This is a genomic window from Agarivorans sp. OAG1, assembly GCF_037076485.1.
In the GTDB taxonomy this organism is placed as follows: Bacteria; Pseudomonadota; Gammaproteobacteria; order Enterobacterales; family Celerinatantimonadaceae; genus Agarivorans; species Agarivorans albus.
Map to the genome: position 1 here is coordinate 4386537 of NZ_AP028990.1, position 15344 is coordinate 4401880.

The following is a 15344-nucleotide window of genomic DNA, read 5'->3' on the forward strand; positions in this document are numbered from 1 at the left end:
GCTTCAAGGCGGGTTTCTTGTTATTTAGTTTGACGAAGCACTTACTCGCCTATTACGCTGAATTGATGCCAATACCGCACTGGCCATCACCAGTAAAACGACGACCAAAGACACTGCTGTAGGGATCGCCCATACCGTTTCAACTAAAGCCATTTTCACCCCAATAAACACCATGATTACTGCCAATGCTGGGCGTAAATATACAAACTTATCTATCATACCCTGCAATACAAAAAACAAGGAGCGCAGGCCCAACAAGGCAAATACGTTAGCGGCTAATACCAAAAATGGCTCTTGAGTCACCGCAAAAATGGCTGGTATCGAGTCCAGCGCAAACAACACATCCATCATAGCAATGGCGCTAATCACACTGGCCATAGGAGTAAACCAGCGTTTGTTATCCCGTTTCACCCACAAGGCATGGCCATGATACTGGTCGGTCACTGGCAATATCTTCGCCAGCAGCTTATTAGTTTGAGCCTTGTTATTGGAGTGCTTTTCTGGCAGGGCTAGCTGTATGCCTGTCCACACTAAAAAGGCCGCAAATACATACAATACCCAGTGAAAGCTTGCTAACAATTGGCTGCCAACGGCAATCATCACACTGCGTAACAGCAGTGCACCAATCACTCCCCACAACAAAGCACGAGGGCGCAACTCAGCGGGTACCTTGAACTGGGAAAATATCACAGTGAATACAAATAGATTATCTATGCTTAGCGACTTTTCTAATAAGTAACCGGTGCTAAAAGCAATTGCCGCCTGTTGCGGACGATATACACTGTTTGGCGCATACCACTGCCAACACCACAGTATAGAAAGGGCAAACGCCATAGCCAACGCAAACCAAAACACACTCCACAGAGCCGCTTTTTTAAAGCTGATATTGCCATTTCGAGTTTGCCAAACGTCCACTAGCACCAACACCAAAGTGGCGAGTGCAAATACAAAGTAAGTGATAGAGTTCATTACTGATCCTCAGGGGCAAAGGATCTAGTCTTTATGGGATAATGCCTAGACCTTCACAAACAAACACGCTTAACCTTTTGGCTAAGCACCTTTGTGTTGGTCTCGTCGAGATACCTCTCGGTACCTTCGCATGCCGGATAGGTAAGACACCTAACGGGATGACGACATGCAAATTTTCATCAACTACTCCCCAAGACGCCGCGATATTACGCCTAAAATTTGCCTCGCGCTAGGCTTATTTTGCTCAAAAATAATACTACAATTTAAGACTTATTTTTCATTAACTTGCAGCACATCAGATCACTAAATAGGAGCGCTTTCGCGCCGCTAAACTTAGCTATCAGCTATCCCACATAACGTCGCACTGTTTTTTAAGCGCTGAGCTGAGTAATTCAATTAAAGGTTGAGCGCGAGTACTTAAGCTAATCACAGGTTCTAATTCAGCATCAGACTCATCAGCGTTAGGTTGTTCTGCCTGAGCTTTTGCAGCAAGCTCAAGCTCAGCTTTTAACTGGCTTAATGCCTCGGCAACATCTTCGGCCCGTATCGCTCCCGGCACACTGCCACTGTGTCCCATCATTTTTAACAGCGCTAAACCAATATCGCCAAACATGGTGACATTTGCGTAAGCTTTACATCTGAATGTAATTAACATGGGTATTTACCTATTAATAAATCAACACAAGGCTAGCAGCATAAAACGAATCGCCAAGGCTTTCTTTAAGCAAAACGACATTGTTGCTTAACGCACTAAAATTAAACCCTTTGTGGTTTTGTTTTCGCACTTAGCTCATCACGATAATAATTACCTAGAGTATATTGTCCAAAAGCGGGTGCGATAGAATCTTGCCCCATCACTGTAAGAAAAAACTCTGCTGGCCCGCCCCATTTCTCAGGGAGTCGCTTAACAATACTTAGAGCAACGCGTCGGATGAAATCTGGAAGCTTAATCGATTTTGACGGCTTGTTTTGCGCTTGAAATGCCAATTGAGTCATCTGGTTCATCGACAATACTTCAGGTCCGCCTACGTCTAATTCTGATTCACTCCGAGCTATTGCATCGATGCAAAATCTTGCTAGATCTTTGCCATGAATTGGATTTGCTCTCACCTCGCCATTGCCAAACATGTACACTTTTCCGCTTGCAGCCATACGATACAATTCTGTCATATCGGAGAAAAAGCCATTTGGCCTAAGCACACAGCCTTGCAGCAATGAAGAGCTTAATAAGCGCTTGGCGAACTTCTCTTTAGCCGCCAACAAGCGCACTTGCGGATATTTTTTAGCGTTAAAAGCCGAGACATAAATGAATTTACTGACCGCCGCTTGCTCTGCTTCTAACAGAAGATTCAAGTTGGCTTGGTAATCCACATCCAAATAAGTCAGGCCATCTTGTTGTCGAGTAATACCCAAACAGGAAATAACCACATCTACATCGTCGCAGATGCCTTTTATGGCTTTTGGCTCGGTGACTTGCGTTTGAATAATTTGCTGCTCGGGTACACCTTTATCCAGCAGCTTAGTGCGGTTTCTCGCAACGGCTTTAAAATCTATGTTGTTGGCCAATAGTTGCTCAACAATGTGCAGACCTAAATAACCAGTGGCTCCAACCAGCAATACTTTTTGCTCCTTATCCATCGGTTTAATTCTCCACCTTTTGTTTAGTCTCTAAATCCGGGCGATAAGGCTCCTCTCGCAATATATGGCTAATGAGTAGTTTGAGATAAAACAAAGGCAGAAACCACGCTAATCCCGGCGGTGCATCAAACACAGCCAAGGTAAGAACTAGCGCAAACGAATACAAGATCAAGGCCACCGGACGCTGCAAATACAGCGGCGTTTTTAATACCCACGCACAAGCGAAAAGCATATAAGTACCGGTTAGCAAAACCCACCACACATCCAGCTGCAGAAAAGCCCAACTGAATAGGCTTAACTGCACAAAATGCAAAGCTATAAAACTCATATGTTGTTTAAAGCCTTGTCCATCACGATGAAACCAGCGTTTAGCACTAGAAGTAGCATTAGTAATGATGCCGCCAACAATATCAACCGCAAGCATACCCGCCACAACATACTGAAATACACTCCATCCCAGCTCGCCGTACCATGCCCACAACAGCAGAGCTGCGCTCGATATAAAAGGTACATACAGTTGCAAAGCTTTCTCCGCATCAGTAGCACCGGGACCAATAAAGCTATCAACTTTCCCCTTCACGCCTGCTCTCAATTCGGGCAGCTGCCAATCTATATTCATAACTCTCACCTTATTTAGACCAACCGGTCTTTTTAAAATAAAACCAATCCACACAAAGGTAAAGTTTTATTTTGTCCGAGTGGTCTAAAAAAATAACCCATGTTATAGTGCTAGACGTAACAAAGAGCTAGAGAATCAAATGCCAAAGCTGATAAATCACGATGAAAAGCGCAAGGAGATTGCGCTAAAAGCCACAGAGATATTTCTCGAATATGGCTACAAAAATATTGGAATGCGCCAACTGTGTGAACAGCTAGGCATGAGCAAAAGCGCTGTCTATCACTACTACAAAAGCAAAGATCAGCTTTTTATTGCAGCCACCGAAGCCATTGTAAGTGTTGATGCATCAGCGCTAATTGATGCCCCACTAGCGCCCCAGGCCAAGCTTGAACAGCGCTTAGAAAACTTTGTCATTATCTTTCGGCAAATGGCGCTGCGATTCTTCAAAGAAATGCAACTTGTTGCCGACTATATTGAAGTGATTGGTGAGGAAAATGTGGCCAGCGATCCATGCATGCAACTGGCTAATCAAAACTACTTAGAGCTTCTGGCAAGCTATGTATCAGAAGAAGCTAAAGATAGCCTTTACACGCTTATGCTGGGTTTGCTAAACCATCAAATAATGGCAGGAAAACCACTAGATAACAGCTACATAATAAAGATGGTGAGTGCGCAGTTAAGCAACTAACAAGAGCGCCAAATTAGCGCTCTTGTTAAGTGGTGTTACTCAAGCTCCAAATACACTTTATCCAGCAAGGACATGGCTAAGTCGTTATCGTAATAAGCCGCTTCGTTAATAAACGCTGGATATACTGTTTTCTCGCCTTGATAACAAATGTCTTCGCCCGTAAAGGTTCTAAAAATAGGGTCACCAGTATTAATTGGCTGGTAGTCATTGTCTTGCACATTGCTGTGCACCATCGCTAGTCGTTCACCCTTATCGTTAAGCGGTAGTTTAATGCTATCGAGATACAAAAAGGCCTCAACTTGTTTGGGTAGCTCAGGTAAATCTTGGTGGTTATGCAGCTCTACAAAATCAAGAATATGCCCAGTCATTTGCTCCATTTGCTCCAGCACATCTTGGCGCAATACCGATTGCGGCTGCGGCCCGACTTCAATTAAAACGCCATATTTACCACAGCTTGCGAGGAAGCGGTGATTACTCATATCCTCTTCTGGTTCATCGAGAAACACTACGGCTTCTGGCATCTGCATAGTGACGTAAGCGGCAAGTTGTTTGTAGAAAGGCGTTTGCTCTAACAAGATAAGGGTAGGTCCCATGTTAGAGGTGGTATTGTGCAAGTCGATAACCAAATCCATGTTAGGTTTTGATTTAGGGCCAAGTTGCTGGTGCAGCGCTTTAGCGCGTGATTGCTCATAATTGGCCAAACTAAAATCAGCCAAGTTACTGGCGCTAAATTGGCGATTTAAATCGGCATCAATGTAGCGTTTGTTTTCACCATGCGCTTTAGGGTTGGCAAATACAGTTTCTATTTTGAGGCTAGGGCGGGCAATAAGCTGAGGATGCTGCTGCCATTTATTTATTAAGTACACCCCACTAAATTCATTACCGTGGGTGCCACCTACAATGGCAACATTATTAATCTTCGACAAGTGCAGCTCTCCTTTTATACCAACCAGCAAACAGCCTTGAGCTTAAAAGGAAATGCGCTTTGACTCAAGCCAAAGCGCCGTTGCTGCTGACTATTCTTCTTGCTCTTGTTTACTAATACGGTAAGCCTTAGGCGTTAACTCAAGGTCTTTCTTAAATACCGCATACATGTATTGCAAAGAAGGGTAACCACATAGCTCCGCAATGTCGGAGGTGGAAAGCTCGGTATTACGCAACAGACTCATGGCTTGTTCTAACTTGGCGCAGTGAATTTCTTGGTGAACCGAGTGACCAATATCATCTTTAAAGCGCTTTTCTAGGTTTGAACGCGATACTTTTACATAATCTAATACTTGCTCAACCTTAATGCCTTTACAGGCGTTATGGCGAATAAAGTGCATCGCTTGAATAACGTAAGGGTCTTTTAGCGCTTTGTAATCGGTAGATTGGCGCTCAACCACTTGCTCTGGGCCTACCAGCTCACGCACTTTACGTAACTCTTGCCCTTGTAGTTGGCGGTGCAATAGCTTGGCCGCTTGGAAGCCCATTTTACGACAACCTTGCGCCACCGAACTCAAAGATACTCGGCTTAAATGGCGAGTTAAGTCTTCATCATCAATACCAATAATTGACACTTTGTCTGGCACGATGATCCCCAAGTGATCACACACCTGCAGTAAGTGGCGCGCTCGCGCATCAGATACCGCTACAATGCCTACCGGCTTAGGCATAGATTGAATCCAATCCGCTAGGCGGTTCATCGCATACTGCCAAGACTCTGGCGTAGTTTCCATGCCGCGGTAAACCGCACACTCGTAACCATCACCAGCTACCAGTTGCTGAAAAATAGCTTCACGCTCCATCGCCCAGCGGTTGCCCTCATTAGGCGGCATGCCGTAGTAAGCAAAGTACTCTAAACCCTTGGCTTTTAAGTGCTCATAGGCTGAATTAACCAAGGCGCGGTTATCGGTGGCCACGTAAGGAAAATCCGGGTATTGCTCTGGGTTTTCGTAAGAGCTGCCCACAGCCACTACTGGCACACGTAGCCCAGTTAAGGCTTTTTCAATTTCTGGGTCGTCGAAGTCGGCAATAATGCCATCGCCTACCCAATGTTGTAGTTTGCTGATCCGACAGCGAAAATCTTCCTCTAGAAATATATCCCAATCACATTGTGATGCCTGTAAGTAATCGCCAATACCTTTAATGATCTGACGGTCATAAACCTTATTTGCATTAAATAACAATGTAATTTTGAAACGTTTATCAAACATGTGGGGCTCCTAAAAGCACGGTGCCAATCAAGATTTAATTTAATATCTAAAAAAAAGGGGCCGAACGCTACTGTGAAAAATCGTAATGTGATTATGATCATGCACATTTCAAACGAAACTGTGAACTCAGGCACGCCATGGAAAAACGCTATTCCTCTGGTAATTTTCGTAATTGAGCCAAGTTTCCAATCCGCGGCAGGATGAGCTCATATTTAAAACACTTTTGCTGCCGCTTAATTACAGTGTAGTTTCGCCGAGCAGCTCGCGTCCAATAAGGAACTTCTATGTATATCGGTATTGATTTAGGCACCTCTGGAGTAAAAGTTGTGCTGCAGGCTGAAAACGGTGACATTTTAAGCCAAGCCACCGAAAGCTTAACAGTATCTCGCCCTGCACCGTTGTGGTCTGAGCAAGCTCCGCAAGACTGGTGGCAAGCCACTCAAGATGCACTTAGCGCGCTAAGCAAACAGCACTCGCTAGCAGAAGTTAAAGCGATTGGCCTAAGTGGCCAAATGCATGGCGCTACCTTACTGGATGCCCAAGGCGAAATTTTACGCCCAGCCATTTTATGGAACGACGGCCGCAGTGCGGCTCAGTGTGAAGAAATAGAGCGCGTAGTACCTAATTCTCGCAATATTGTTGGCAATCTGATGATGCCAGGTTTTACTGCGCCGAAACTACTTTGGGTTAAGCAAAACGAGCCGGAAATTTTTGCCAAGGTCGACAAAGTACTACTGCCTAAAGATTACTTGCGTTACTTGCTGTCGGGCAACTTTGCCTCTGATATGTCAGATTCGGCCGGCACCATGTGGTTAGACGTAGCCAAGCGCGACTGGAGTGATGACATTCTAGCGGCCACTGGCCTTAGCCGTGAACACATGCCTGAACTATTTGAAGGCAGTGAGGTTACCGGTAACCTTAAAGCAGAACTCGCCGAGCGCTGGGGCATGCCCGCCGTGCCATTAGTAGCAGGTGGTGGCGATAACGCAGCTGGCGCTGTAGGTGTAGGCATTACTAAGCCTGGCCAGGCGATGTTGTCTTTAGGCACCTCAGGTGTTTACTTTGCAGTAAGTGATGGTTACCTAAGCAACCCCGAATCAGCCTTACATAGCTTCTGTCACGCACTACCTGGTGCTTGGCATCAAATGTCGGTCATCCTTAGCGCCGCATCGTGTTTAGATTGGGTAGTTAACTTAACCGGCCAAGCAGACGTGCCAAGCATGTTAGCCGCCGTAGAAGCCGCACCAGAAAGTGATAACCCAGTGTACTTTTTACCTTACTTATCAGGTGAGCGTACGCCGCACAATAACCCAGAAGCCAAGGGCGTATTCTTTGGCATGACCCATTCAACTGGCCCCTTAGATTTATGTCGTGCGGTCCTAGAAGGCGTGGCTTACGCCTTTGCCGACGGCTTAGATGCATTGCATGCAACGGGCTTAAAACCAGAAGAAATCACCTTAATTGGTGGCGGTGCGCGCAGTCAGTTTTGGCGTCAAATGCTAGCCGACGTATTTGGCCAACCAGTCAGTTACCGCTTAGGCGGCGAAGTAGGCCCAGCACTAGGTGCTGCACGTTTAGCCCAACTTGGGGTAACCGAGAACCCAGATCTAGCCGCCATTTGCCCAGTGCCAGAGTTAGTTGAAGTTCACCAAGTGAATGCCGAGCGCCATGCCGTTTACGCTAAACGCCGCGAAACTTACCAAACGCTTTACCCAAAACTAGCACCACTTTTTTAAGCAATAAACCCAACGAACAGCCATAGCCTTGCTATGGCTGTTCTGCCAGCTAAGTGAACACATCTGATAAATCCGCATTTATCACATGTGCTCACCCCGGCCCATTGAACGTAGTAATACGGAAGACAAATACTATGGCAAAGAACTATCGCGTAGCGCTTCTTTTGAACGCTAACATGGCTTACGACCGAGGCATCATTACCGGCATATCATCATTTGTGAAAAATGGTGCTCCTTGGAGTTTGTTCATTGGAGAACAAAATCTATTTTCGGTAGACGATTTTAGTAAGTGGCAAGGTGACGGCGTAATTGCCGACTTTGACCACCCAGAGATTCGCGATGCGATTAAGTCTCGAAATATTCCAGTAGTGGGCATTGCCAGTAGCGAAACCGTAGCGAATACCATGCAAGATTACCCGGTGGTGATGTCTGACAATAAACAGATCATCAATATGGCGGCACGTTTCTTAAAAATGCGCCGTTATACCCATTTAGCATTTTGTGGTTACCCCAACCGTCCCTTTAATGACTGGTCGGCCAACCGTGAGCAGCTGCTGCGCGATTGGTGTGAGCGTAACCAATGCGCCTATAGCCAGTTTAGCGCTAAAGACAACATTGATACCTGGGACAGCGACTTACAGTGTTTAGTTGATTGGCTTAGCCGCCTACCTAAGCCAGTAGGGATTATTGCTGCCAACGATGTTCGCGCTCGCCAACTAAGCTACGCCTGCCAGCAGGCTAAAATAAACATCCCCGAAGAAGTCTCTATCATGGGGATAGACGATGACGAACTGAACTGCACCTTAAGCTTGCCTACGTTAACTTCGGTTCGCCAAGGTACCCGTGCCATGGGGTATTTAACCGCCTCGCTACTGCAGCCGCTAATGGATGGCAAAAACTTAGTTAAACGCCACCACTTTGTGCAACCTGAACGGGTTATTGGCCGCGATTCTACCGACTTCTTCCATTTTAAAGACAACCTAGTTCGGGGCGCGTTAAGCCTTATTCGAATTAACCAAGGCAATATTAAGGTAAAACAAATTCTGGCCGAACTAGGCTGCTCTCGTGGCGCAATCGACAACAAATTCCATGAAGAACTAGGCATGTCGCTGCACGCCTACTTGCTGGATACCCAACTTAATTTGGCGCTGGAGCTATTGGTGGATACCGAGCAAACCTTAAGTGAGATAGCTAAAGTGGTGGGCTTTAGTAGCCCGCAATATTTGTCTTGTGCAATTAAGAAACGCTGGAACATGACTCCAGGCATGTTGCGCGAACAAAAAGGTGTCACAAACCGAGAGCTAGCTCCACTTATTGAAGATACCGAAGAGTTAATCGAGCAAGCCTAGTTTCATCAAGCTGGCATAATTAGCTGCCACTATAAGCGAGTAAGCGCAGTGATAGCCTAGCTTGTTGAGTAGTTACGCTATTCCAGAGCACAACCAAGAGCTGAGGGTTTGGTAAAAACGCAACCCAACAGATCTGGTGAAGATCAAAAAAACATCATCACTGTTATTAAAACTCTGCGGTGGTGATGCGTTTCTTTTTTCAACAAATCAGCGCACCATGCAAGGGAGTGTGACAGCAACATGAAGCTTGCGTGGCCCAATTCAACAAAACGCTTAATAAAGCGTGATCTGGATCAGGGCTGCGAAAATTCAACATTAGCGCTAAAAAAAGCGTAATTGCGCTTAATTGCCAGTCTGGCACTTTAATACGGACATGAAGCTTAGCTTTGGTCAATGACCTTCAACCAATAATGAAGGCTCGCCAAACAAGCCGCACAATTAGTTTTCATTACAAGGGTCTATACATCTTATGAGTTCTCTACTTACACAGCTAAAACAATACACCACGGTTGTTGCCGATACCGGCGACTTAGACACAATGCGCAAATTCTCACCTGAAGATGCCACCACAAACCCATCGTTAATTGTTAAGGCCTTAGGTTTACCTGAGTACTCAAGCCTACTTAAAGACGTAGCCGACTGGGCTAAAACCCAATCAAACGACCAAGCCGAACAAATCGAAATGGCTGCCGACAAACTGGTAGTAACCATTGGTTGTAAGGTACTTGAGTTAGTACCGGGTCGTATTTCTACGGAAGTAGACGCACGTTTGTCATTTGACACCGAAGCCAGCATTGCTAAAGCACGCCGCTTAATTGAGCTTTACGAAGCGGCCGGCATCAACAAAGAACGTGTATTGATTAAGTTAGCCTCTACTTGGCAAGGTATTCGCGCCGCTGAGCAACTAGAGAAGGAAGGCATTAACTGTAACCTTACTTTGTTGTTCTCATTTGCCCAAGCCCGCGCTTGTGCCGAAGCTGGCGTATTCCTTATCTCACCTTTTGTAGGCCGTATTCTTGATTGGTACAAAGCTAAAGACGCTAACGCAGACTTTGCTGGCGCTAAAGATCCGGGTGTTATCTCGGTATCAGAAATCTACAGCTACTACAAAGACCACGGCTACAACACTGTAGTGATGGGCGCAAGCTTCCGTAACATTGGCGAAATCGTAGAGCTTGCCGGTTGTGACCGCCTAACCATTGGCCCTGCCTTACTTGAAGAGCTAGACCAAACCGAAGCACAACTAGACGTTCGCCTACAAGATAAAGGTGTTAGCAAAAACCGTCCTGCCGCGATGACCGAAGCAGAATTCTACTGGGCGCATAACGAAGATGCCATGGCAACTGAAAAACTGGCAGAAGGTATTCGTGCCTTTGCAGTTGACCAAGTGAAGCTAGACAACATGCTAATTGAAGCGCTAGAAGCTTAAGATTTATTAATTATTAGGAAATAGAAGATGACTCACCCTCGTCAACAATACGCTAACGCAATCCGCGCTTTAAGCATGGACGGTGTACAACAAGCTAAGTCGGGTCACCCTGGCGCACCTATGGGCATGGCAGACATTGCCGAAGTACTATGGCGCGACCATTTAGCGCATAACCCTAGCAACCCAAGCTGGAGCAACCGCGACCGCTTTATTTTGTCTAACGGCCATGGCTCTATGTTGTTGTACTCGCTACTTCACCTAAGCGGTTACGCACTGCCAATTGAAGAGCTTAAAAACTTCCGTCAGTTACACTCTAAAACGCCGGGCCACCCAGAATATGGTTACGCACCGGGCGTAGAAACCACTACCGGTCCACTAGGCCAAGGTATTGCTAATGCTGTAGGTATGGCACTAGCAGAGAAAATGTTAGCCGCGCAATTCAACCGCGACGGTCACGACATTGTTGACCACTTCACTTATGCCTTTATGGGCGACGGTTGTTTGATGGAAGGTATTTCTCACGAAGTATGTTCATTGGCCGGCACCCTAGGTTTAGGTAAGCTAATTGCGTTTTGGGATGACAATGGCATTTCTATTGACGGCCACGTTGAAGGTTGGTTTAGCGATGATACTCCGGCACGTTTTGAAGCTTACGGCTGGAACGTAGTACGCGATGTTGATGGCCACGATCCTGAACAAATTAACGCAGCAATCGCAGCCGCTAAAGCCGACATTACTAAACCTACGCTAATTTGTACTAAAACCATTATTGGTTTTGGTTCACCAAATAAGTCTGGCTCGCATGATTGTCACGGTGCACCACTAGGTGATGAAGAAATTAAAGCGGCTCGTGAATTCTTAAACTGGCCACACGCCGCGTTCGAAATCCCAGCAGATGTTTACCAAGCTTGGGATAACAAAGCTAAAGGCAGCGAGCAAGAAAACGCTTGGAACGACAAGTTTGCCGCTTACAAAAAAGCCTACCCAGAGCTAGCTGCCGAATACGCACGTCGCGTAGAAGGCCAGTTGCCAGAAAACTGGAAAGCTGAAACTCAAGCTTTATTGCAACGCTTGCAAAACGAACCAGCAAACATTGCTAGCCGCATGGCGTCTAAAAACACCCTTGATGTAATCGGTAAAATCTTACCTGAATTGCTAGGTGGTTCTGCCGACCTTGCACCATCAAACCTAACCTTCCACGCTAGCTCTAAATCAGTAAGCGCAGAAGATGCCTCAGGTAACTACTTACACTACGGTGTACGTGAATTTGGTATGTCGGCGATGCAAAATGGTATTGCTTTGCACGGCGGTTTTGTTCCTTACTCAGCCACCTTCTTAATGTTTATGGAATACGCCCGCAACGCGGTACGTATGGCAGCATTAATGAAGCAACGTTCTATTTTTGTTTACACCCACGACTCTATTGGTCTTGGCGAAGATGGTCCTACTCACCAACCGGTTGAGCAAGTGGCTAGCTTACGTTTAACACCAAACATGGAAACATGGCGTCCTTGTGACCAAGTTGAATCAGCAGCGGCTTGGATCAATGCAGTAGAACGTATTGATGGCCCGAGTTCGTTAATCTTCTCTCGCCAAAACCTTGCTCAACAAAAACGTAGCGGTGAGCAACTAGAGTTGATTAATCGCGGTGCTTACATTCTTAAAGACTGTAGTGGCACTCCAGAGCTTATTCTTATCGCCACTGGCTCAGAAGTAGAGCTGGCCGTTGAAGCCGCAGCCAAGTTAAGCGAGCAAGGTAAGCAAGTACGTGTTGTATCTATGCCTTGTACTGAGCGTTTCGACAAGCAAGATGCTGCTTACCGTGAAGCTGTACTGCCGAAAGCTGTTCGTGCTCGTGTAGCCGTTGAAGCACTACAAGCCGACTTCTGGGGCAAATACGTTGGCCTAGATGGCGTAACTGTAGGTATGACAAGCTTTGGCGAATCGGCACCTGCTGGTGAGCTATTCAAACTATTTGGCTTTACTGTAGAAAACGTAGTAGACCAAAGCTTAAGCTTGCTCAATAGCTAAGATTTTTACCTATCGAGCTAAAGGCGCTGATGATTCAGCGCCTTTTTTTCACCTTTAAATGATGTTAATTGACAAGCAAAGCCGAAAAAGTAAGACTCAACTCACCAAACCAAAGTATTTACTCTAGCTAAACCACTGATCTTAAACAGCTGTCTATACTTGTTGTTGGGGCTTGAAAAAAACTAAAAAGGACTGTTTTTGCAGCTATTCTCAAGGGTAATGATAGCGCTTATCGTAAGCTTGCTTGTTAGCCAAGTAAAAGCGGATCCCTTACGTTTAGTTTATCCAAATTTTCCTCCTTATACTTATGCCAGTGACGAGCAACCAGCTGCTGGTAATTTTCTAGTCGACAAAATCATGCAAGTGCTGGAACAGCCCTACAAAATGGCCCCGGTACCCAACTACAAACGCGCGCTTAGCGATGTGCAATACGGCGTAGCCGATGGTTTTTTCTTTGCATCTCAGAACAGCCAACGCGATGCTATCGCCGAGTTTTCTAAGCCCATTGTTTACAACAATTGGAGTTGGTTTTTCCGCTATGACAGCTATTTCGATCCAGACGCCAACAACTTTAAAACCGATGTAAAAGTAGCCTCAATTGAAGGTACCAACACCTTACGCTGGCTTAATACTCATCACTTCAAAGTGGTTGGCAAGCAAAAAAATGTCGCTAAACTTGCGCAGCTGCTGTTTGACCTAAAACGCATAGACGCCGCATTTTTGTCGGCCGATGTATTTAAAAGTAGCCATGTTCACCCCAACCTAGTAAGTGGTGAATATATTGAAGTTGTACAGCGTTCCGCCCCCTTTGGTATCTACATTTCTAAGGCTTACTTGGAACAACATCCCGGCTTTATGCAAGACCTCAACCGAGCCATTAGCGAAGTGCAAAACAAATACTTAGACAATACTTACTCGTTGTCTGGACTAAAGCGCAACACTGATTAAGTGCCCCTATACACTCAATAAATCAAACACTCGCAACGAATGGCTGCAATTAACTCATACCAGCATTTACCGCTAGGCAAACATGGGTTTCATGCCATACAAGATAAGATGAATAGCTTTTCATCCAGTGTTTACCGCTTAAAACACCACTAAATAGCATTACGAAATTTCACACACCCGCAACGTTATTGCAGATTTTTTGAAAATTCCTAAAAAAGCGCTGTTTAAAACGCGAGTTAGCGCACGAAAAGTAAATAGCTGAAAAAAGTCTGCATTTTTCATAATTGAGAGAAAGCTAAGCAAGGCTAACAATAAGCTCACAGAAGGAGATTGGTTCTCCGATGAAAACGCATTCTTTTTTAGGAGTAGTTCCATGGCTCAATATTTTGACCAGTTTGAAAAAATCGCATACGAAGGACCAGAGTCCACTAACCCACTAGCGTTCCGTCACTACGACGCGAAAAAAGTAATCATGGGTAAAACCATGGAAGAGCACCTACGTTTTGGTGCTTGTTACTGGCATAACTTCTGCTGGGATGGTTTTGATATCTTTGGTACTGGCACTTTCGACCGTCCTTGGCAGAAGCCTGGCAACGCGCTTGAAATGGCTAAGATGAAAGCTGACGTAGCCTTCGACTTCTTCTCTAAAGTAGGCACGCCTTACTACTCGTTCCACGACGTAGACGTAGCTCCAGCAGGTAACTCTATTAAAGAGTACGCTGAAAACATGAAAGTAATGATGGACGTTCTTGCTCAGAAACAAGACGAAACCGGCATGAAACTTCTTTGGGGTACAGCAAACGCATTCTCAAATGCACGTTACATGTCTGGCGCGGGCTCAAACCCTAACCCAGAAGTATTTGCTTACGCTGCGAGCCAAATCTTTACTGCTATGAACGCAACCAAAATGCTAGGTGGTGAAAACTACGTATTATGGGGCGGCCGTGAAGGTTACGAAACATTGCTAAATACCGATCTACGCCAAGAGCGCGAGCAGCTAGGCCGCTTGTTCCAAATGGTAGTAGAGCACAAACACAAAATTGGCTTTACCGGCACAATCTTAATTGAGCCAAAACCAGCTGAGCCGACTAAGCACCAATACGACTACGACACAGCTACTGTATACGGCTTCTTGAAGCAGTTCGGTCTAGAAGACGAAGTGAAAGTAAACATCGAAGTTAACCACGCAACTCTAGCGGGTCACTCTTTCCACCACGAAATTGCGACAGCTATTTCACTAGGCCTATTTGGTTCTATTGATGCTAACCGCGGTGATGCACAACTAGGTTGGGATACTGACCAATTCCCTAACAGTGTTGAAGAGTGGACGCCAGTAATGTACGACATTCTGCGCTCTGGTGGCTTTAAAGATGGTGGTTTAATGTTTGATACTAAACTACGTCGTCAAAGTATCGATCCAGCCGACTTCTTCCACGGCCACATTGGCGGAATGGACACTTGTGCATTAGCACTTGAGAAAGCAGCTAGCCTAATTGAGAGCCAAGAAATCAGCAACATCGTTGCAGATCGCTACGCTGGTTGGAGCGGTGACCTAGGTAAAGCCATTATGACTGGCGATTACAGCCTAGAGTCTTTAGCAACTCAAGCCATTGGCGACAACATTGATCCTAAACACGTATCAGGTCGTCAAGAAGAGCTAGAAAACATTGTTAACAAACACATTTTTAGCAAGTAACACCTAGTACAATTCCTTATTTGTATTAAGTTAGCCGACGCTTAGC

Annotated in this window: 13 protein-coding genes; 7 read left to right on the plus strand and 6 right to left on the minus strand. The window is 45.6% G+C overall.

Features of this window, described 5'->3' with window-relative positions; all coding sequences use genetic code 11:
• Nucleotides 1-24 precede the first annotated feature (24 nt).
• The 4 genes from OAG1_RS19905 to OAG1_RS19920 all read right to left on the minus strand — a co-directional run bounded on the left by OAG1_RS19905 (nucleotide 25) and on the right by OAG1_RS19920 (nucleotide 3226).
• Nucleotides 25-969 carry a TerC/Alx family metal homeostasis membrane protein gene (locus tag OAG1_RS19905; RefSeq protein ID WP_338622466.1) on the minus strand — a complete coding sequence of 315 codons (945 nt, stop codon included), beginning with the start codon at nucleotides 967-969 and terminating at the stop codon, nucleotides 25-27.
• A gap of 340 nt (nucleotides 970-1309) precedes the next feature.
• On the minus strand, nucleotides 1310-1624 hold the full coding sequence (locus OAG1_RS19910; protein WP_338622467.1) for a DUF1840 domain-containing protein: 315 nt from the start codon (nucleotides 1622-1624) through the stop codon (nucleotides 1310-1312).
• A gap of 101 nt (nucleotides 1625-1725) precedes the next feature.
• A complete protein-coding gene (locus tag OAG1_RS19915) occupies nucleotides 1726-2607 on the minus strand; it encodes an SDR family oxidoreductase (RefSeq protein WP_338622468.1) in 882 nt (293 codons plus the stop codon).
• A gap of 4 nt (nucleotides 2608-2611) precedes the next feature.
• Nucleotides 2612-3226: a hypothetical protein gene (locus OAG1_RS19920; RefSeq protein ID WP_338622469.1), complete on the minus strand. Its 615-nt coding sequence runs from the start codon at nucleotides 3224-3226 to the stop codon at nucleotides 2612-2614.
• Between the two features lie 139 nt (nucleotides 3227-3365).
• Between OAG1_RS19920 and OAG1_RS19925 the strand changes: the two genes are divergently transcribed.
• Nucleotides 3366-3914: a TetR/AcrR family transcriptional regulator gene (locus tag OAG1_RS19925; protein ID WP_338622470.1), complete on the plus strand. Its 549-nt coding sequence runs from the start codon at nucleotides 3366-3368 to the stop codon at nucleotides 3912-3914.
• Nucleotides 3915-3949: 35 nt separating this feature from the next.
• On the opposite strand, the gene OAG1_RS19930 is transcribed toward OAG1_RS19925, so the two are convergent.
• Nucleotides 3950-4840 (minus strand): aspartoacylase, encoded by an 891-nt coding sequence (locus OAG1_RS19930; RefSeq protein WP_338622471.1) that lies wholly within the window; start codon nucleotides 4838-4840, stop codon nucleotides 3950-3952.
• Between the two features lie 90 nt (nucleotides 4841-4930).
• Nucleotides 4931-6109 (minus strand): DNA-binding transcriptional regulator, encoded by a 1179-nt coding sequence (locus OAG1_RS19935; RefSeq protein WP_016401987.1) that lies wholly within the window; start codon nucleotides 6107-6109, stop codon nucleotides 4931-4933.
• Between the two features lie 284 nt (nucleotides 6110-6393).
• On the opposite strand from OAG1_RS19935, the gene xylB reads away from it, so the two are divergent.
• The 6 genes from xylB to xylA all read left to right on the plus strand — a co-directional run bounded on the left by xylB (nucleotide 6394) and on the right by xylA (nucleotide 15298).
• On the plus strand, nucleotides 6394-7845 hold the full coding sequence (gene xylB / locus OAG1_RS19940) for a xylulokinase (RefSeq protein WP_338622472.1): 1452 nt from the start codon (nucleotides 6394-6396) through the stop codon (nucleotides 7843-7845).
• A gap of 134 nt (nucleotides 7846-7979) precedes the next feature.
• The gene (locus OAG1_RS19945; RefSeq protein ID WP_016401989.1) at nucleotides 7980-9194 is read left to right on the plus strand and encodes a XylR family transcriptional regulator; all 1215 of its coding nucleotides are present in this window, start codon (nucleotides 7980-7982) and stop codon (nucleotides 9192-9194) included.
• 469 nt (nucleotides 9195-9663) lie between these two features.
• A complete protein-coding gene (gene tal, locus OAG1_RS19950) occupies nucleotides 9664-10623 on the plus strand; it encodes a transaldolase (RefSeq protein ID WP_016401990.1) in 960 nt (319 codons plus the stop codon).
• Nucleotides 10624-10650: 27 nt separating this feature from the next.
• On the plus strand, nucleotides 10651-12654 hold the full coding sequence (gene tkt, locus OAG1_RS19955; RefSeq protein WP_016401991.1) for a transketolase: 2004 nt from the start codon (nucleotides 10651-10653) through the stop codon (nucleotides 12652-12654).
• A gap of 198 nt (nucleotides 12655-12852) precedes the next feature.
• On the plus strand, nucleotides 12853-13602 hold the full coding sequence (locus tag OAG1_RS19960) for a hypothetical protein (RefSeq protein WP_338622473.1): 750 nt from the start codon (nucleotides 12853-12855) through the stop codon (nucleotides 13600-13602).
• 373 nt (nucleotides 13603-13975) lie between these two features.
• Nucleotides 13976-15298, plus strand: coding sequence for a xylose isomerase (xylA, locus tag OAG1_RS19965; protein WP_016401994.1), 1323 nt, complete (start codon nucleotides 13976-13978; stop codon nucleotides 15296-15298).
• Nucleotides 15299-15344 lie beyond the last annotated feature (46 nt).